The organism is Halorubrum sp. SD41 (assembly GCF_058630335.1).
Genome location: NZ_JBZVGZ010000008.1, coordinates 17,114 through 33,462 on the forward strand (window position 1 = coordinate 17,114; position 16,349 = coordinate 33,462).

The window sequence follows — 16,349 nt, forward strand, 5'->3', positions numbered from 1 at the left end:
CGTTTCCGGGGGGTACAAACCGTCCCGGGATATTCCCCGGAACATGGACCGCACGGAGATCGCGGCGATGGATCCGCTCCCCGACGGGGCGACGGAGTTCGTCAGGCGGAAGCTGGAGGACGATCACGGCTACCTCTCGTGGCTGAACACGAGGGTGGAGACGATCGAGCGCGGCCGCGTCGTCCTCTCGATCCCCTTCGACGAGAAGCTCACCAACGCCGACGGGCGGACGATCCACGGCGGCGTCGCGGCGACGCTGATCGACACGGCCGGCGGCGTCGCCCAGCGCACGACGTTCGAGGACCCGCTCGACGGCGGCGTCGCGACGGTGAACCTCAACGCGAACTACCTCCGCCCCGCGAACGGCGACCTCCGCGCGGAGGCCGAGGTGGTGCGGGCCGGCGGCTCGATCGGCGTCAGCGAGATGACCGTCACCACCGCCGGGAACGGTGGCGAAGGGGCCCCGGGAGACGACGAGAGCGACGGCGACCGCTCGGAGGTCGTCGTCGGTCAGGGGTCGTTCCGGCTGTTCCGCGAGTAGCCCGGGAGGTCGGCGAGGATCGCGTCGAGGGCGGCCTCGTCGTCGCCGCCCCCGTCTCGACCGTCCAGTGCCGCCGCCAGCGCCGCGACCGGCCCGCGGTCGATGCGGTCGGTGGCCGCCCGCACGACGACCGACTGCTCGCCGAGCGGAACGAACCCGCAGCCGAGCCGCTCGGCCGTCTCGCGGAGGCCGAGCCCGGCGTCGGCGTCGCCGGCGACGACCGCGCGGACCGGGCTCTCGAACCCCTTCGCGGTCCGCTCGTAGCCGTCGATCTCCTCGGCAAGTTCGCGGCGGTCGGCGTCGCGCCCGTCCGCGCGGTCGTCGAGCGCGGCGTCGAGGCTGCGCCGGAGCCCCGAGACGGTCGGGCGGTTCCGGAACCGGAGGTCGCGGTCGACGAGGTCCCCGAGCCCCTCGATCCCCTCGGGGTTACCCGACGGAACGGCGAGCCCCCACTCGCGGGTCCAGCCGCCGAGTTCCGCGGCGTCGACGTCGCGGTCGGTCGGCCCCGCGGTCACCGCCACGTCGGGGACGCCGTCGCGGAGTCGGCGGAGCCCCTCGCGCGAGCCGACGGCGAGGTAGCGGGGGTTGTCGAGCCGGTCGAGCAGGCGGTTGAGCGCGGGGTCGTCCTCGCCGACGGCGAGCAGGGTCGGCGGGCGCACGTCCGGCGAGAACAGGTCGACGGAGACCGTCTCGCCGACGTCGAGGTACTCCGTGTCAGGGTCGACCGCGACGACGCCGTCCGCCTCGACGAGGCTCGTGGTCGCGCCCGACCCCTTGTCGACCGGGTAGACGAGCGGGCGGTCGTCGCCCCCCTCCGTCGCGGCCTCGTCGAGGTCGAGCAGGCCGACCGGCATCAGCCGGAGGCGGCCCTCGGCGTACCGCTCCTCGACGCCCATCCGGCCCTCGACGGTCGCCGTCGCCGGCTCGGGCTGCCCGGCGGCCTCGCGGATCGCGGGCGCGACGAACGTCCGGAAGATGGTGAGCGCCGACACCGGGTAGCCGGGAAGGCCGATGTATGCGGACTCGCTCCCACGGGAGTCGTCCGCCTCTTCGGTACGGTCCAGCCGCCCGACGAGCATCGGCTTGCCGGGCTTGACGGCGACGCCGTGGAGGAGCAGTTCGCCGCGCGCCTCTATCACGCGGTAGATGACGTCGACCGCGCTCGCCGAGGTCGACCCCGAGGAGAGAACGAGGTCGCACTCGTCGGCCGCCCGGCGGAGCAGGCGTTCCATCTCCTCGTAGTCGTCGCCGGCGTGCGGGTACAGCACCGGCTCGCCGCCCGCCTCCTCGACGCCGGCCGCGATCGTCGTCGAGTTCACGTCGTATATCTCGCCGCGGTCCGGGTCGAGTTCGTCGCCCGGCCGCACGAGCTCGTCGCCCGTCGAGACGATGCCGACGCGCGGGCGCCCCTCGACCGGGACCTCGTCGACGCCGAGCGCCGAAAGCAGGCCGATCTCGCGGGGCGTCAGCCGCGTTCCCGGACCGAGCGCGCGGGCGCCGGCCGCGATGTCCGTCCCCGCGGTCATCACGTTGTCGCCCGGCGCGACCGAGGTTCGGAACGCGATCCGCGGGGAGCCCTCAGTGTCGCCGTGGCCCTCGCCGACCTCGTCCGTCCGCTCGACCATCACGACCGCGTCCGCGCCGTCGGGCATCACCGCGCCCGTCGATATCTCGGCGCAGGTGCCCGGTTCGACCGTCACGTCTGGCGCCGCGCCCGCGTGGACCGCGCCGACGAGGTCGAGCTCGGCGGGGTCGGCCTCGTCCGCGCCGAAGGTGTCGCGGGCCCGAACCGCGTAGCCGTCCATCGAGGCGCGGTCGAAGCCGGGCACGTCGATGGCGGCGTCGATCCGCTCGGCGAGGACGCGCCCGCGGGCCTCCCGCAGCGGGACCGTCTCGGGCGCCGGCGAGAGGTCGAGCGACGCGATCGCTTCTCGCGCGGCCTCCGGCGTCGCGAGGTCGCGGAACTCCTTGCGGTCGCTCATTCGGTCACCTCCCAGAGTTCGACGTCGACCGCCTCGCCCGCGTCGAGTCCCTCCCGCGGCTCGGGGACGACGACCCAGCCGTCGGCGAGCGCGACGCTTGAGAGGATACCGGAGCCGCTCGCGCGCGTCGGCGTCGCGGTCGGGAGCGCGTCGGCGCTCTCGTCGTCGTCTCCGTCGCTCTCGTCGGCTTCCCCGTCGGTTTCGTCGTCCGACTCCGAGAGCGTCACCCGCGCGAACGTCCGCACGCCGGGCTCGCTCGCGACCTTCCGGGCGAGCGTCGCGCGCCGCGTCGGGAACGGCTCGGCGTCGGTCCCGACCGCGCGTTTCAGGGCGGGCCGGAGGAACTGCGCCGCGTTGACGATACACGCGACCGGATAGCCCGGGAGCGAGACGATCGGCGTCCCCTCGGCCGCCCCGAGGCAGACCGGGTGGCCGGGCTTCAGGGCGACGCCGTGGACCAGCACCTCGCCGAGGCCGTCGACGACCTCGGGGATCAAGTCCCGCTCGCCCACCGAGGAGCCGCCGGTGGTGACGACCACGTCGGCGTCGAGGTCGGCCGCGACCGCCTCCCGGAGCGCCTCCGGGTCGTCGGTGACCACGTCGCGGTAGCGCGCCTCGCCGCCCCAGCGCTCGACGAGCCGCGAGACCGTGAGCCCGTTCGTCTCGATCACCTCGCCCGGGCCGGGGTCGGACTCGACTAACTCCTCGCCGGTCGGAATGACGGCGACCTCGGGCGGCTCGCGGACCGAGACGCGGTCGAGGCCGACCGAGCGCAGGAGCCCGAGGTCGGAGGGGCGCAGGACGTGGCCGGGCTCGTACAGCCGCTGGCCGTCGGCGACGTCCTCGCCGGCCTCGCCGACGTTCTCGCCGGTCGCGACCGCGTCGAACACCTCCACCTCGTCGCCGACCTCCTCGACTTGTTCGATCATCACGACCGCGTCCGCGCCCTCGGGCACCGCGCTGCCGGTGTGGACGCGGGCGGCCTCGCCGGGCGTGACCGCGTCGGCCTCGGCCTCGGCGGACTTCGCCGCGAGGACCGCGGGCGAGCGGTCGCCCGCGCCGAAGGTGTCGCTGGCGCGGACCGCGTACCCGTCCATCGCGGCGCGATCGTACCCCGGCACCGGCGCGGGCGCGTCGATCGGTTCGGCGACGACGCGGCCGTCCGCCGCCTCGACCGGGACCGACTCCGTCCGGTCGTGGGGCGTGACGGCGTCGAGCAGCGTCGCCCTCGCGTCCGCGACCCGGGTCCGCCGCTTGAACCCGGACTCGCGTCTGTCGTGGCTCATGGGAATCCATTCGCGGCCGCGGGCAAAAACCCCGTTCTCCGCGGGCGCCGCGCCTCGGTCTCGGTTCCTCAGGCGAACCAGGAGAGGAGCCGCCGGGTGCGGTGAACCGACTGAAGCGCGGCGACCTTCGCGGCGACGGCGCCGTCGACCGCGGTCCGCTTGGTGGCTCGCGCGCCGCGGGCCGCGCCGGTTCGCGCGTAGTACGCAGACCGGCGCCCGGCCGCGCCGACGTAGTGTTTCGCGGCCATCCGGATCGGCGCGCGGCGCCCCTCGACGGTCGTCGTGCCGCGGCGGATCGCCGCCAGCACGTCGTCGGCGGTGACCTCATGAACGGACTCGGCGCCCTCGACCGTCAGCTCCGTGAACGCCCGGCCGACGTACTGGAGGTGGTGCGCGTCGCTCGCGGCGATTCCGGGGTAGCCGTGTTCGGCAGCGAAGCGCCGCGCGCGACGGTTCCGGTACCCCGTGAACAGCCACGCGTTGAACACCTCGATCGCGTCGACCTCGGCGACCGCCGCGGCGGGGTCCGGGTCCGGGTCCGGGTCCGTTTCGACCTCTCCGGCTTCGGGGGCGCCGTCCGCCGCGACGGGCTCGTCCGCGTCCGCGTCCGGCCCGGGCGTCGGGATGTTGCGCTGGCGGACGCCGTGGCGCGAGCGCTGGAACGGGTGCGGGACGACGGCGACCCCGCCGCGGTCGCGGATCCAGCTGACCGTCTCGGCGTACGTCCGCCCGCGTGGCGGCATCCGCTCGACGCCGATCGCGAGCAGGTGCCCGTGCGCGGTCGACACCTCCACGCCGGGGATGCCGATCAGCCCGTACTCGGGGGCGATCTCCGCCGCTCGCTTCGACTCCCGGATCACGTCGTGGTCGGTGATGACGACCGCGTCGAGCCCGATCTCGGCCGCGTGTTCGAGAATCAGCTCGACCGGCTCGTGGCCGTCGTAGCTCCCCTCGGAGTGGACGTGCGGGTCGATGCTGACGGTGACGCGGGACACGCCCGAACTACGCGGCGGGAGATATATAAATGGGCGAGCGACGGGCGTCGGACGACCGGCTCGCGTCCATTCGCAAATCAATTCGCGGTGGCGTCGCCGGCGGCTCTGCCGCCGGCTGTAAGAGGCGCGTAGCGCCTCCCTGCGTGCCTGCGAGCGGCCGCCACCGGCGGCCGCAAGTCAGCACGCGCGAGGGAGTCGACGGTCCGGAGCGAAGCGGAGAGCCGCCGACGGGGCGAGAGCGAAGCTCTCGCTTGAAACCGGACGTAGTCCGGTGACGAGGCTGGGGAGGCGTGAGGTGCGGTGCGGTCGCAGTCGGGCGGGACTCAAAGGGGCAGTCGTGAGGCGGGCGCAGGCGAAGTAAGCACCGCAGGAACGAGCGAAGCGAGTGACGAGGAGCACAGCGAGCGTGCGCCCGCCTCACGACTGGGGCTTTGGAGGTATCTCCGTCGCTCTACCGTCTTCCATTTATAAGCGAACGACTGGGGATTCGGCGGTGTTCGTCGCCGACTGACTGTCGGTTACTTATAAATAAGCGACTGAGAACGCGACAGCACCCGCTGCCGAACCGTCGTCTTATAAAGAATACCGAGCGCCACTCGGCCGCTTCAGCCGAACAGGCCCTTGATCCTGTCGACGACCGACCCGTCCTCGTCCTCCGCTTCGGCCTCCTTCCGCTGCTGTTCGCGCAGTTCGCGGAGCTTCGCGGCCTGGTCGTCGGTCCCCTGGCCGCTGTCGGTCTTCACGTCGCCGCCCTGGAGGCCCTTCAGCTCCGAGACCGCGTCGTTGACCGTGCTAGTGGTCGTCCGCGTCTCCGTCGCGGAGCCCGCCAGCTTCTCGGTGTCGACGTCGGCCTCGTCGACGGCGCTCGTGTTCAGCTCCAGCCGCCGCGTCTCGGAGCGCTCGACGCCGCCCCACGTCAGCTCCGCGTCCTCCAGCTCGCGCTCGATGTCCGTGCGGACCGACTCCTCGGTGACTTCCTCGCCGCCGGCCCCCGACGCTCCCGAACCCGACGCGCCCCCCGCGTCCGCGGCGCCGCCTCCGGTGCCCGTACCGCCCGCCGCGCCGCTCGCGACCGCGCCGCCCGTCGCGCGCTCGACCCGGTGGGCGACCAGGGCGCCGCCGGTCGCGCCGATGACCGCCACCAGCCCGAGCGTGTACAGGGCGACGATCTGCGCGCTGTAGTCGGGGTTGACGACGACGTTCCAGTTGTGCGGGTACGCCCAGGTGAACGCGCCCGTCCCGACGAGCGTGACCGCGATCCCGGCGCCCGCGAGGTACAGCATCCGCCGGTCCACCGGCAGGAGGACGACGATGCCGAACAGCAGCGCCGGGAGGCCGACCGCGCCCGCGACCGCGGCGACCTCTTGGACCGCGTACGTCGAGAGCGCGGTCGGGTCGAGCGTCGCGCTGTAGAGGAACACGACGACCCCGATCACTCCGAGCGCGATGCCGGCGGAGAACAGCCCGAAGCCGGCGTACACGTCGATCGTCCGGTCCGGGTCGCCGACGTAGCGACGGTAGTACTCGATGAGGACGTTCTCGGCGTCCGCTTCGCTCATATCCGAACGTTTCCGCCGAGTGTAATGACTGTTACCCCGGCCGCGCGGTCGGGGCACGCCGTTCGCGACCGAACTGCTCACCCGACCCGTGCGTTTTTCACCGCGGGCGACGAGGTTCCACGCGAGAATCCGTGTCGCACGAGTGCCCCCGCTGCGGCGCCGAGCTGTCGTCGCTGTCGCTCGGGGCCGCCACCGCCGTCGCCTGCGACGACTGCGGCTACGCCGACGTCGAGGCCGACCACTCCGGCGAGCCGGAGTTCGCCGAGAGCTGGGCGGACGCGCTCGCGCGCTTCGAGGAGAACCGGTAGCCGCCCGAGGCACAGCCCCCCCGATCCACACCATGCCAACGCTCGACATCACCGACGACCACGCGGACCGGATCGAAGCGCTCCGCGAGGAGCTGGCCGCGGCCCACGCGGGCCCGTACGCCTCCGTCGACCGCGAGGACGCGCTCGCGTACCTGCTCGACCTCGCGGACGCCGTCGACGACCCCGACCGCGTCGCGGCGCCGGCGAGCGACGGCGGCGACGAGACGACCGACGCCGTGGGCGACGCGGCGGCGGCCGGCGCGGCGGCGGCCGACGCGGCCCCGTTCGACCGCGACCGCGCCCGCGAACTCCTCGCGGCGCGGAACAGACGGCACGGCGACCCCGACCCGGACGACCCGATGGACCTGTCCGACGTCGCCGCCGCGTTCGACGTCACCGGGCGCAGCGAGATGACGAAAGACGAGCTCGTCGACGCGATCCTCGACGCCGCCGAGGCGCTGGCCGCCGACCCGTTCGCGCGCGTCGACGTCGACCTCGACGCGGCCGAGTCCGCGAATGAGCCGGTCGGAGACGACGCCGCCAACGAAGACGACTCGGTCGAGGACGAAGCGAGCGAAGGTGACACCGGTGGGGACACTACCGGAAGCGACGACGGCGGCGCCGGCCAGCTGGACGCGATGATGAGCCTCCTCGACACCCACGGCGACAAGTGGCGGGAGGCGGACGGCGACGCGCGGTACGAGGTCGACCTCCCGGACGGGGGCGTCGAGACGGCGCGGACGAAAGACGACGTGCGCGCGCTGCTGTTCAAGAACTACTGACGACGACCACACAGACCCATGGGATTCATCGACGCGGTCCGCGCGTGGCTCTTCGGCGCGGACGACGAGGCGGACGACGCGGCCGAACCGGGCGGCGAGGCCGGCGAACCGGGCGGCGAGGCTGACGCAGGCGACGCCGACGAACCGGGCGGGGACACGACCGACGGCGACGAGCCCGACGGGCTCGACCCCGCGGCCGCCACCGAGACGCGAACCGCGACCGCCACCGACGACGCGGTCGACGCGCTCCGCGACGTCCGGAGGTCGCACGAGACGGCCGACTCGCAGGAGAAAGACGACGGGAACCCCGCGGGAGCGTCAGACGACGACCGCACGCGGCCGCCGGACGACGACCGCCCGAAGTCGTCCGGCGACGACGGTACCAACCGTTAGGTGCCCGGAGGCGAACAAGGGAGTATGACAGACGCGGACGCGCCCGGCGGCGCCGGCGAGTTTCAGGACCTCGAGGACCTCCCCGAGGACCCGACCGATCGGGAGTACGTGGAGCGAACCATCAGGCTCTCCGAGGAGGCGGTGGAGGCCGGCAACACGCCGTTCGGCGCGCTGCTCGTCGTCGACGGCGAGGTCGTCGGCGAGGCGCGCAACGAGACGCGGACCGAGGGCGACGTGGCGGCGCACCCCGAGCTGACGCTCGCGCGCTGGGCCGCGCGCGAACTCGACGCCGACGAGCTCGCGGACTGTACGATGTACGCCAGCACGGAGCCGTGTCCGATGTGCGCGACCGCGATCCACTACGCGGGGATCGGGCGGGTCGTCTTCGGCGTCGACGGCGAGACGCTCGGCGAACTCTCCGGCGACGTGGTGCCGATCCCCCTCGAAGAGGTGATCCGGCGCGCCGACGGCGACACGACCGTCGAGGGCCCGATCGCCGTCGACGCCGCGATGGCGGTCCACGACGACTTCTTCCGCGAGCCGTGACGACCGGATCGAACACCAGGTCAGGATCGGGGCCCGACGCCGGGGCCGAGGCGGAGCCCGACGACGGTATCCGCGGCGACGGCATCCGCGACGACGGCACCCCCGCGGTCCTCTCCGTCGGCGCCGCGGCCATCGACGAGTGGTACGCGATCAGCAACCTCCCCGAGCCGGACGGCGGCGCGTTCGCTCACGAGGTGACCTCCGCGTTCGGCGGCGTCGGCGCGAACGTCGCGGTCGCGCTCGACCGCCTCGGGCGCGACGCCGGCCTCGTCAGCCGCGTCGGCGACGACGAGTACGGCCGGCGCGCGCTGGCGTACCTCGACGAGACCGGCGTCGACGGGACCCACGTCGCGGTCGGCGACGACCCCCACACGCGCTCGCTCATCCTCCGCGACCCCGACGGGGAGCGCGCCATCGTCACCGCGGGCGAGAGCTTCCGCGGCCTCCGGCTCGACGACGACGCGCTCGCGGCGATGGCCGACGCCGACGCCGTCTTCCTCACCGCCTACGCCCCCGACCGCGCGGCGCGGCGGGTGCTCGACCGCGTCGAGTCGCTCCGGGAGAGCGCGGCCGACTCGGGCGCAACCCCGCCCGCGCTGATCTTCGACCTCTCCGGGTCCGTCGAGGAGCTGGTCGGACGCGGGACGGAACCGGCGACGATCCACCGGTTCCTCCACCGGGCCGACCTGTTCGTCGCCGACGGGGTCGCCGCCCCGGCGTTCTTCGGCTCGGCGAAGGCGGCGGTCGGGCGGATCGCGGACGCGCAGCGCCGAGCGGTCGCGTCCGACGCGGGATCCGACGCGGCGTCCGCATCGCGGTCGCGACGCGGGCCGACGTGGCCTCGCGCCGTCCTCACGCACGGCGCGGACGGGATGACGGCGGTCGCCGGCGGCGAGGCGACCGAGTTCGACGCGTTCGACGTCGAGACGGTCGACGCGACCGGCGCCGGCGACGCGTTCACCGCCGGGCTGATCGACCGGTGGATCGCGGGACGGTCACCGGAGGCGTCCGGGGAGCCGGACGGCGACGGCGACCGCGACGGCGGCCGCGACGAGGTCGCCTCCGGCGTCAGGTTCGCGGCCGCGGTCGCGGCGATCAACTGTACGAGCCGGTTCACGCAGCCGGGGCTCCCGACGCGGTGCGAGGTCGAGTCGTTCCTCGCGGAGCGCGGGTTCGGGGCCGACTGAAATCGACGAACGGAACGGAGCCGACGAGGTCACCGCACCGCGTCGGCGGCCGCGACGAGGTCCGCGACGCGGTCGGCGTCGACCGGGGCCGTCGTCTCGCCGCCGTCCTTGAGCGCGGTGCCGACGATGGCGCCATCCGCGACGCCGAGCAGGTCGGCGACCGTCTCCGGCGTGACGCCGCTGCCGACGAGGACGGGCGTGTCGAGGCCGTGGCGGTCGCGCTCGGCGACGACCGCTTCCAGCGCGTCCGCGTCGACCGCCTCGCCGGTCCCGGGTCCGGAGGCGATGACGGCGTCGGCGAGGCCGCGCTCGGCCGTGTCTGCGAACGACTCGGCGGTGTATCCCGCCGGGGTCAGCGGCGCGGAGTGTTTCACGTCGGTGTCGGCGAAGACGCCGACGTCGACGCCGAGGCGGTCGCGGAGGCGGAGCGTCTCGTGGGCGCGCCCTTGGACGATCCCCTGGTCGGTCACCCGGGCGCCGGTGTGGACGTTCACGCGGACGAAGTCGGCGCCGACCGCGGCGGCGACCGAGAGCGCGGCCTCGGCGTCGTTTCTGAGGACGTTGATCCCGAGCGGGAGGTCCGTCTCGTCGGCGACCGCGGTCGCGGCGCGCGTCACGCCCGCGACGACGTGGGGCGGGACCTCGTCGGGGTAGAACGGCGCGTCGCCGAAGTTCTCGATCACGATCCCGTCGACGCCGCCGCGGTCGAGCGCCCGCGCGTCGCTCGCGGCCCGGTCGACCGCCGCGCGCATCGCCTCGCGCCCGTCGTCGGGCGCTCGCGGGGCCCCGGGGAGCGGCGGGAGGTGGACCATGCCGAGCAGCGGCGCGGCCGTGCCGAAGGTGGACTCGAACTCCATCGATGGGGCCGAGGAGACGGCCCGACATAAGCCTCCCCACAGCGTTTAGGCGCCCCCGGCGCGTTGCTCCGACCGAGATGGGAATCGACGCCACGGAGCCCGGCGACGGCGACGTGACGCTCGTCTTCTCGCTCGGCGCCGCGCGGTCGCTCGCTGACCCGGCCGCGGCGTTCGCCGACGCGCGCCGGTGGAGCCGCCACGTCGGCATCGTCGCGAACGAGGCGGATCAGGTCGCGGCGTTCGCCCGCGACCACGGGGTCGACAACGACTACGCGCTCACGAGCTGGGACAAGTGGGGGACGCTCGCGGACGTCCGCGAGGAGAGCGCCGCCCCGCGGTACGTGTTCGTCGGCACCACCCGCGCGGACGAGCGCGTCGCGACCGAGACCGGCTACGAGTTCCTGCGGGTCGACGAGGCCGCCGAGAAGGCCGGCTGGGAGCTCTCGGAGCCGGGAGCGGCGGAGCCTGACGCGGAGGGCGACGACGGACGACTCGCCCGGCTCCGCCGGACGGTCCGCGACGCGCTCTCGCGGCTCCGGTGAGCTCCGGACTCTCGCTCGTCGGGAGCGGCGGGGTCCGCCCGCGGAAGGTACAAACCGCTCGTCGCCCAAAGTGGGGTATGTCCTCACCGCTCGCGGACGAGCCTGTCGAACCGGCCGGCGACGACGCGGAGCCGCTCGACGCCGACGAGTGCGCCGACTACCTCGACGACCTGGGCGACGCGTGGGAAGTCGTCGACGACCACCACTTGGAGGCGAGCTACGAGTTCCCCGACTTCGAGACCGCGCTGGCGTTCACGAACGACGTGGGCGAGCTCGCCGAGCAGGAGTGGCACCACCCGGACATCGCGCTGTCGTGGGGCGAGGTCGGGGTCGAGATGTGGAGCCACGAGGTCGGCGGCCTGACGCGCGCCGACTTCGTGATGGCGGCGCGGATGGACCGCCTGTACGCCGACTACGACGCGTGACCGGAGGGGGCTCGACCTGACGCATCAACGAACGGCTTTAAACCTCTGCCGGCGAAACGACGGGTAATGAGCGAGAACGTCTTCCTGGTCCCGATAGACCCGGAGAACTTCGACCGAACGGTCCGGTCCCCCGTCGACCTCACCGACTACCCGGACCGCCCGGAGCCACTCGCGGACCTCGACGAGGCCCGCCTGTGGGCCGTCGACGACGACAGCGGCAACGGCTCGACGTTCGAGAAGATGGCGGCGGGCGACCTCCTGCTGTTCTACGCGGACGACGAGTACGTCGCGACCGGCCGCGTCGGCGAGGCGTTCGCGGACGACGACCGCTGGGCGAGCGGCACGTTCTGGACCGCGTTCCCGACCACGCGGGTGTACACGGTCACCGACTTCAGCGCCGTCTCCGCGCCCAAGCGCGCCGTCAACCGCATCTTCGATTACTCGTCGTCGTACACGCCCGGCTTCATGCGCGTCGCGGACAGTCGGGTGAACACGGACCTCTCGTCGATCGAGTCCGCGCTGGAACACTACACGAAGCGAAACGCCTGAGTTCGGCGGCCGCGCGCGGCGCTTTTTCAGTTCTCGACCGCGCCGACGAGCGACACGTACGCGGGTTCGTACGCCGCCGCCACGCGATCGGGAGCGCCGCGAACCTCGCCGGACAGCGCCGGCAACGGTTCGGTCGCGAGCGGTTCGATCATCTCCGTCACCGCGTCGACGTGCTCCTCGCGGGACCCCTCGCGCGGGCTCCCGGCGGCGACGGCCCGGGCCTTCGCGTAGCGGTCGCCCGCGTAGATCCGCGCGCGGCCGGGGTCGACGACGGCGACGGCGTCCGGCGCGACCGGCCCGTCGCGGGGGAGCGTCCCGGCGACGTCGGCGTACGACTCGACGACTCGCGGGACCGGGGTGCGCGCGACCCGTCCCGCGAGCCGTTCGATCGCGGGGAGGTGCGCCTCGGCCATCACCTCGTTGAACTCGGGGACGTCGCTCACGCGAGTCGCGTCCGCGAGCGGGAGGCGCTCGGTCAGTTCGCTCGGGAGCAGTCCAGCCTCCTCGGCCGCGCCGTTGACGACGAACCGCGTGCCGGAGTCGGTCGTCACGCGGTCGCAGAGGAAGGTGCGGTCGGCGTCGCCGAGCATTCCGGTCCGGCCGGGCGTCGGCTTCCAGAGCCGGTGAACGGGGTTGATCGACTCGGGCGTGACCGCCGAGGGCGACGGGGACTCGTCGTCGACCGTCGCCAGCACGCGGGTGTTCGCGGCCGCGAGCGTGCGTGCGTCCTTCCCGTACAGCCGGCCCGCGTCCGTCGCGACCCGGTAGTCGTCGTGGTCGAACCAGAAGTCGTTGCCCGCGCGGGGCTTGACGCCGACCGCGTCGCCCGCCTGCTCGGCGAGGTGTGCGACCAGCCCCGCGGAGAAGGTGGTCTTCCCGGCGTCGACGCGCGCGCCGCCGGCGACGAGGTAGACCGGCGGATCGGAGGCGTCCCCGGTCACGCGGACTCGTCGGCGTCGGTCGCCTCGCTGTCGTCCGGAGCGGCGTGCTCCGCGAGCCCGTAGTACCCCGGGCCGTCCTCGCTCAGCGGCTCGGCGACGACCATCTCCTCGGCGTGGACCATCACCCACGGGACCGCCCAGTCGACGAGGACGGCCTCGGTGTCGGGGTCGACCTCGGCGTCCGGCTCTAACCCCTGAAGCAGGCGACCGATCTCGGGGATGGTGTACATCTGGTCCGGTTCGAACAGCTCCGCTGGCTCGTAGAAGTCGCACGGGTAGGTGGCGTCGAACGCCGACTTCGGTTCGGGCATGCGCGAGCGTACGCGACCGCGTCCGTAAACGCTGCCGATACGATTCCGACGGTGCGGTGGCGCGTGCCTGCGAGGCCGCTCCGCGGCCGAGCAGCACGCGCGAGGGAGTCAGTCGCCGGAGCGAAGCGACGGCGACTGACGAGGTTGGGGAGGTGAGAGGTGCTGTGCGGAGCGGTGTGGGGTGGGACTCAAAGGGGCAGCCGCGAGGGCGGCGTAGGCGACGCAAGCACCGCAGCGAAGGAGCGTAAGCGACTGAGCGAGGAGCGCAGCGAGCGTACGGCGTCCTCGCGGCTGGGGCTTTGGAGGTGTTCTCCGCCGGTCCGCAATCAACTATTTATAAATGAGCGGCTGGGGCTTTGGAGGTGTTCTCCGCCGGTCCGCAGTCAACTATTTATAAACGAGCGGCTGGGGATTTGGCGGTGTATTCCGCCGGTCCGTAGTCGATCGTTTATGAGTAGACGGGCGGAGATGTGGAGATGTTCACCGCTGACCCATCGGGAACCGTTTATAAATCAATCAGCCTGAACGGAGCAGTCACTAACCGCGTGGCGTCCTGCGAAAAAACCCGGATCTCGACGCGCGTAACGCGTCCCGAGGGACGCGCTTACTCGAACAGCTCGACGGCCTGCTCGTAGCGGGACGACGGCTCCTGCCAGTCGACGACCTCGAAGAAGTTGTCGACGAACTCGCCGCGGGCCGGGCCGTAGTCGTGGTAGTAGGAGTGCTCCCAGACGTCCAGCGCGAGGATCGGGTGGCCGCCCCAGATCGCGCCCTGGTCGTGCTTGTCGACCACGACGTTGCGGAGCTGGTTCGAGAACGTGTCGTACACCAGCAGCGCCCAGCCGCTCGCGTTGCCCGCAGCGGCTTCGAACTCGCCCTTCCAGGCGTCGTACGAGCCGAAGTCCTCCTCGATGCGGTCCGCGAGCGCGCCCTCGGGCTCGTCGCCGCCCTCCGGCGACATGTTCTGCCAGAACAGGTCGTGGAGGATGTGGCCCGAGGAGTTGTGGGTCACGTTCCGGATGGCGCCGGCCGACGAAGAGAAGTCGTGGTTCTCACGGTTCTCTTCGAGCGTCTCTTCGGCCGAGTTCCAGCCGTTGACGTACCCCTGGTGGTGGGTGTCGTGATGCCATTCGAGCACCTGCTCGGAGATGTGCGGCTCAAGCGCGTCGTAGTCGTACGGCAGCGGATCGAGTTCGTAGCTCATGCTTGTATCACCTACCACGAACATGTGTCGGAACGCTGTTAAAGATAATGCGGCACGCGCTACCACGGGTCACCGGACGCGAGTGTTATCGGGTGTACGCGACCGTCACCGGTGGTGTTGCGGTTCGGGCCTCGAAACCGACCGATCGCGGTGTCGATCGGAATCGACGGACGCGACGTACTGATAACCACATTCGGTTTCGCGACCGATCGAGAGAGGCGTCACTCTCTGATTCGAATCACAGCTGCCGCTCTCCGCTCACTAGCGTTCGCGGAGAAGCGGTGGGACTGGGATTCGAACCCAGGAAGCCGTGAGGCTACCTGCTTTCAAGGCAGGCGCAATGGGCCACTCTGCCATCCCACCACACGTCACCGCTCGGCGTCGGTCGACTAAGTGGTGTCGGATCCGACGAACTCGACCGCACCGCCCGGCACCGACCGATCAGTCTCGAACCAGCCGCTGCTCCCCGTCTTCGACGACCACGTCCAGTCCCTTCTCGTGGACGAACGCGGCCGTGTAGTCCGGCACCACGCGCTCGGCGGCGAACCGCGCCCGGAGGTTCGGCACCACGTCGAGCAGGTCCTCGCCGGTCTCCAGCGAGGGCGACGGCTCGACGAAGTCGACCGAGCGGTCAGCGTCGCGCCCGCGCTCCGCGAGCGTCGGCAGCGCGGGCGCCTCGAACGCGCCGTCGAAGTCGATCGGCTCGGTGAAGCCCGCGTAGTACGCCCGGCCGTTCGACGAGGGCCCGAGGACGACCTCGGTCGTCCGCAGCTTCATCGCCGCGGAGTCGACGATCGTCCGCGAGAGCAGCGGCGCGGTGGGGGTGACGACCGCGACGGAGTCGGCGCCCTCCTCGCGCAGCAGGTGCGTGACGGTGTTGCCGGCGCGCGCGCCGAACGAGGAGCCGACCTGCCGCTCGAAGCGGACCTCGTCGGTGCCGCCGAGGGTGTCTGCGACCAGCGTCCGCAGCTCCGCCTCCGGGCTCGTCTCGGTCCGGTACTCGGCGGGCAACTGCTCCTCGTCGGGGTAGTTGACGAGGAGCTCGCCGCCCGAGCGCTCGACCGCGAGGACGGCGTCGCGGAACTGCGCCTCGTAGAGGTCGGCCGCCTCGGCGGGCGACAGCGGCGTCGACTCGGCGATCGCGGTTCCGACGAGCCCCTCGCGGGGCGGGTTCGCCAGCAGGGCGACGACGGTCATACCGGAACGCGGCGCGGGAGCGCCTTCAACTCGCTGCTTCGGTTCGGAGGGAGACCGACGGCGGCACGGACCTGCTCGGCCGGGGTGCGCCGGTTCGACCGCTCAGGAGAAGTCGCGCCGCATCGCGATCTCGAACCACGGGCAGAGGCGGAGCTGCCGGTACAGCGCGGGGTTCTCGTGGAGGTGGTCGTAGTCGGCCCACAGCATGCCGCCGATCTCCTCCTCGTCCGGGTCGAGCGAGGTGTCGTCGAGGGTGACCTTCAGCACCGCGCACACCTCCCACTCGACGCCCTCGTTGGGGTAGTAGCGCTTGTACTCGAACTTGTCCGTCACGCGGAGGTCGTCGTACTGGTCCGGCGAGATGCCGAGCTCCTCTTCGAGGCGCTGCTCGGTGGCCTCCTCCTGGGACTGCCCCTCGACGGGGTGAGAGGCGACCGTGCCGTCCCAGTGGCCGTCCCACAGGCGCTTGGTCGGCGCGCGCTGGGCCAGCAGGATCCGGCCGTCGGTGTCGAAGACGAGGCAGGTGAACGCGCGGTGGCGGATCCCGTCGCCGGTGTGCGCGTCGAGCCGGTTCACCGTGCCCTGCGCGACGTCGTCGGGGTCGACGGCGATGACGTCCTGAAGCGCGTTCTCGTGGTCCGTGTCGCTCGCGTCGCCCGTCTCGCTCGCGCCGTCGCCGGCGGCGTCCCCCGGTGCGGCCGCGTCTTCGGAACTCATGCGCGATACGTCGCGGACCAGGGCTAA

19 protein-coding genes and 1 tRNA gene are annotated in these 16,349 nt (G+C 72.5%); 9 read left to right on the forward strand and 11 right to left on the reverse strand.

The window, feature by feature from the left end; translation table 11 throughout:
- Positions 1-43: 43 nt before the first annotated feature.
- A complete protein-coding gene (locus AC4NMM_RS04835; protein ID WP_096393352.1) occupies positions 44-541 on the forward strand; it encodes a PaaI family thioesterase in 498 nt (165 codons plus the stop codon).
- Here the strand turns inward: AC4NMM_RS04835 and AC4NMM_RS04840 are convergent.
- The 4 genes from AC4NMM_RS04840 to AC4NMM_RS04855 form a co-directional block, all read right to left on the reverse strand.
- Entirely contained in the window at positions 511-2,523 is a 2,013-nt protein-coding gene (locus tag AC4NMM_RS04840) for a molybdopterin biosynthesis protein (protein ID WP_491923666.1), read from the reverse strand. The genes AC4NMM_RS04835 and AC4NMM_RS04840 overlap by 31 nt on opposite strands.
- On the reverse strand, positions 2,520-3,809 hold the full coding sequence (locus tag AC4NMM_RS04845) for a molybdopterin molybdotransferase MoeA (protein ID WP_491923667.1): 1,290 nt from the start codon (positions 3,807-3,809) through the stop codon (positions 2,520-2,522). Before AC4NMM_RS04845 ends, AC4NMM_RS04840 begins: the two co-directional genes overlap by 4 nt.
- A 68-nt stretch (positions 3,810-3,877) precedes the next feature.
- A complete protein-coding gene (locus AC4NMM_RS04850) occupies positions 3,878-4,804 on the reverse strand; it encodes a CehA/McbA family metallohydrolase (protein WP_491923668.1) in 927 nt (308 codons plus the stop codon).
- A gap of 605 nt (positions 4,805-5,409) precedes the next feature.
- Positions 5,410-6,363 carry a cell division protein CdpA domain-containing protein gene (locus AC4NMM_RS04855; protein WP_491923669.1) on the reverse strand — a complete coding sequence of 318 codons (954 nt, stop codon included), beginning with the start codon at positions 6,361-6,363 and terminating at the stop codon, positions 5,410-5,412.
- A gap of 131 nt (positions 6,364-6,494) precedes the next feature.
- Between AC4NMM_RS04855 and AC4NMM_RS04860 the strand changes: the two genes are divergently transcribed.
- The 5 genes from AC4NMM_RS04860 (at position 6,495) to AC4NMM_RS04880 (ending at position 9,579) form a co-directional block, all read left to right on the forward strand.
- Positions 6,495-6,671: a hypothetical protein gene (locus AC4NMM_RS04860; RefSeq protein WP_172863923.1), complete on the forward strand. Its 177-nt coding sequence runs from the start codon at positions 6,495-6,497 to the stop codon at positions 6,669-6,671.
- A gap of 32 nt (positions 6,672-6,703) precedes the next feature.
- Complete coding sequence (locus tag AC4NMM_RS04865) at positions 6,704-7,453, forward strand: hypothetical protein (RefSeq protein ID WP_096393358.1); 750 nt, start codon at positions 6,704-6,706, stop codon at positions 7,451-7,453.
- Positions 7,454-7,471: 18 nt separating this feature from the next.
- Positions 7,472-7,846, forward strand: a complete 375-nt coding sequence (locus AC4NMM_RS04870) for a hypothetical protein (RefSeq protein ID WP_096393359.1) — start codon at positions 7,472-7,474, stop codon at positions 7,844-7,846.
- A 24-nt stretch (positions 7,847-7,870) separates the two neighbouring features.
- Positions 7,871-8,392, forward strand: coding sequence for a nucleoside deaminase (locus tag AC4NMM_RS04875; RefSeq protein WP_096393360.1), 522 nt, complete (start codon positions 7,871-7,873; stop codon positions 8,390-8,392).
- 68 nt (positions 8,393-8,460) lie between these two features.
- Positions 8,461-9,579 (forward strand): carbohydrate kinase family protein, encoded by a 1,119-nt coding sequence (locus AC4NMM_RS04880; RefSeq protein ID WP_491923724.1) that lies wholly within the window; start codon positions 8,461-8,463, stop codon positions 9,577-9,579.
- 29 nt (positions 9,580-9,608) lie between these two features.
- On the opposite strand, the gene AC4NMM_RS04885 is transcribed toward AC4NMM_RS04880, so the two are convergent.
- Positions 9,609-10,436 (reverse strand): BtpA/SgcQ family protein, encoded by an 828-nt coding sequence (locus tag AC4NMM_RS04885; RefSeq protein ID WP_096393361.1) that lies wholly within the window; start codon positions 10,434-10,436, stop codon positions 9,609-9,611.
- 77 nt (positions 10,437-10,513) lie between these two features.
- Here AC4NMM_RS04885 and AC4NMM_RS04890 point away from each other — a divergent pair, with 77 nt between their 5' ends.
- From AC4NMM_RS04890 to AC4NMM_RS04900, 3 genes are all read left to right on the forward strand, one after another.
- On the forward strand, positions 10,514-10,978 hold the full coding sequence (locus AC4NMM_RS04890) for a DUF7124 domain-containing protein (protein ID WP_096393362.1): 465 nt from the start codon (positions 10,514-10,516) through the stop codon (positions 10,976-10,978).
- A 77-nt stretch (positions 10,979-11,055) separates the two neighbouring features.
- A complete protein-coding gene (locus AC4NMM_RS04895) occupies positions 11,056-11,403 on the forward strand; it encodes a 4a-hydroxytetrahydrobiopterin dehydratase (RefSeq protein WP_096393363.1) in 348 nt (115 codons plus the stop codon).
- Between the two features lie 66 nt (positions 11,404-11,469).
- The gene (locus tag AC4NMM_RS04900; protein ID WP_096393364.1) at positions 11,470-11,952 is read left to right on the forward strand and encodes a hypothetical protein; all 483 of its coding nucleotides are present in this window, start codon (positions 11,470-11,472) and stop codon (positions 11,950-11,952) included.
- 26 nt (positions 11,953-11,978) lie between these two features.
- Here the strand turns inward: AC4NMM_RS04900 and AC4NMM_RS04905 are convergent, their stop codons facing one another.
- From AC4NMM_RS04905 to idi, 6 genes are all read right to left on the reverse strand, one after another.
- On the reverse strand, positions 11,979-12,893 hold the full coding sequence (locus AC4NMM_RS04905; protein WP_096393365.1) for an ATPase: 915 nt from the start codon (positions 12,891-12,893) through the stop codon (positions 11,979-11,981).
- Positions 12,890-13,204, reverse strand: coding sequence for a DUF5827 family protein (locus tag AC4NMM_RS04910; RefSeq protein WP_096393366.1), 315 nt, complete (start codon positions 13,202-13,204; stop codon positions 12,890-12,892). The genes AC4NMM_RS04905 and AC4NMM_RS04910 overlap by 4 nt, the downstream gene beginning before the upstream one ends.
- 604 nt (positions 13,205-13,808) lie before the next feature.
- Positions 13,809-14,408: a superoxide dismutase [Mn] gene (sod, locus tag AC4NMM_RS04915; RefSeq protein WP_491923670.1), complete on the reverse strand. Its 600-nt coding sequence runs from the start codon at positions 14,406-14,408 to the stop codon at positions 13,809-13,811.
- 279 nt (positions 14,409-14,687) lie between these two features.
- Positions 14,688-14,771 (reverse strand) — tRNA-Ser (locus AC4NMM_RS04920).
- Between the two features lie 78 nt (positions 14,772-14,849).
- Positions 14,850-15,605: a DUF2064 domain-containing protein gene (locus AC4NMM_RS04925; protein ID WP_491923671.1), complete on the reverse strand. Its 756-nt coding sequence runs from the start codon at positions 15,603-15,605 to the stop codon at positions 14,850-14,852.
- Positions 15,606-15,707: 102 nt separating this feature from the next.
- Positions 15,708-16,322 carry an isopentenyl-diphosphate Delta-isomerase gene (idi, locus tag AC4NMM_RS04930; RefSeq protein WP_096393369.1) on the reverse strand — a complete coding sequence of 205 codons (615 nt, stop codon included), beginning with the start codon at positions 16,320-16,322 and terminating at the stop codon, positions 15,708-15,710.
- Between the last annotated feature and the right edge of the window lie 27 nt (positions 16,323-16,349).

Coding starts and splice junctions, on each gene's coding strand:
- AC4NMM_RS04835 (WP_096393352.1), top strand. CDS start 44: ATGGACCGCACGGAGATCGCGGCGATGGATCCGCTCCCCGACGGGGCG.
- AC4NMM_RS04840 (WP_491923666.1), bottom strand. CDS start 2,523: ATGAGCGACCGCAAGGAGTTCCGCGACCTCGCGACGCCGGAGGCCGCG.
- AC4NMM_RS04845 (WP_491923667.1), bottom strand. CDS start 3,809: ATGAGCCACGACAGACGCGAGTCCGGGTTCAAGCGGCGGACCCGGGTC.
- AC4NMM_RS04855 (WP_491923669.1), bottom strand. CDS start 6,363: ATGAGCGAAGCGGACGCCGAGAACGTCCTCATCGAGTACTACCGTCGC.
- AC4NMM_RS04865 (WP_096393358.1), top strand. CDS start 6,704: ATGCCAACGCTCGACATCACCGACGACCACGCGGACCGGATCGAAGCG.
- AC4NMM_RS04870 (WP_096393359.1), top strand. CDS start 7,472: ATGGGATTCATCGACGCGGTCCGCGCGTGGCTCTTCGGCGCGGACGAC.
- AC4NMM_RS04875 (WP_096393360.1), top strand. CDS start 7,871: ATGACAGACGCGGACGCGCCCGGCGGCGCCGGCGAGTTTCAGGACCTC.
- AC4NMM_RS04885 (WP_096393361.1), bottom strand. CDS start 10,436: ATGGAGTTCGAGTCCACCTTCGGCACGGCCGCGCCGCTGCTCGGCATG.
- AC4NMM_RS04890 (WP_096393362.1), top strand. CDS start 10,514: ATGGGAATCGACGCCACGGAGCCCGGCGACGGCGACGTGACGCTCGTC.
- AC4NMM_RS04895 (WP_096393363.1), top strand. CDS start 11,056: ATGTCCTCACCGCTCGCGGACGAGCCTGTCGAACCGGCCGGCGACGAC.
- AC4NMM_RS04900 (WP_096393364.1), top strand. CDS start 11,470: ATGAGCGAGAACGTCTTCCTGGTCCCGATAGACCCGGAGAACTTCGAC.
- AC4NMM_RS04910 (WP_096393366.1), bottom strand. CDS start 13,204: ATGCCCGAACCGAAGTCGGCGTTCGACGCCACCTACCCGTGCGACTTC.
- sod (WP_491923670.1), bottom strand. CDS start 14,408: ATGAGCTACGAACTCGATCCGCTGCCGTACGACTACGACGCGCTTGAG.
- AC4NMM_RS04925 (WP_491923671.1), bottom strand. CDS start 15,605: ATGACCGTCGTCGCCCTGCTGGCGAACCCGCCCCGCGAGGGGCTCGTC.
- idi (WP_096393369.1), bottom strand. CDS start 16,322: ATGAGTTCCGAAGACGCGGCCGCACCGGGGGACGCCGCCGGCGACGGC.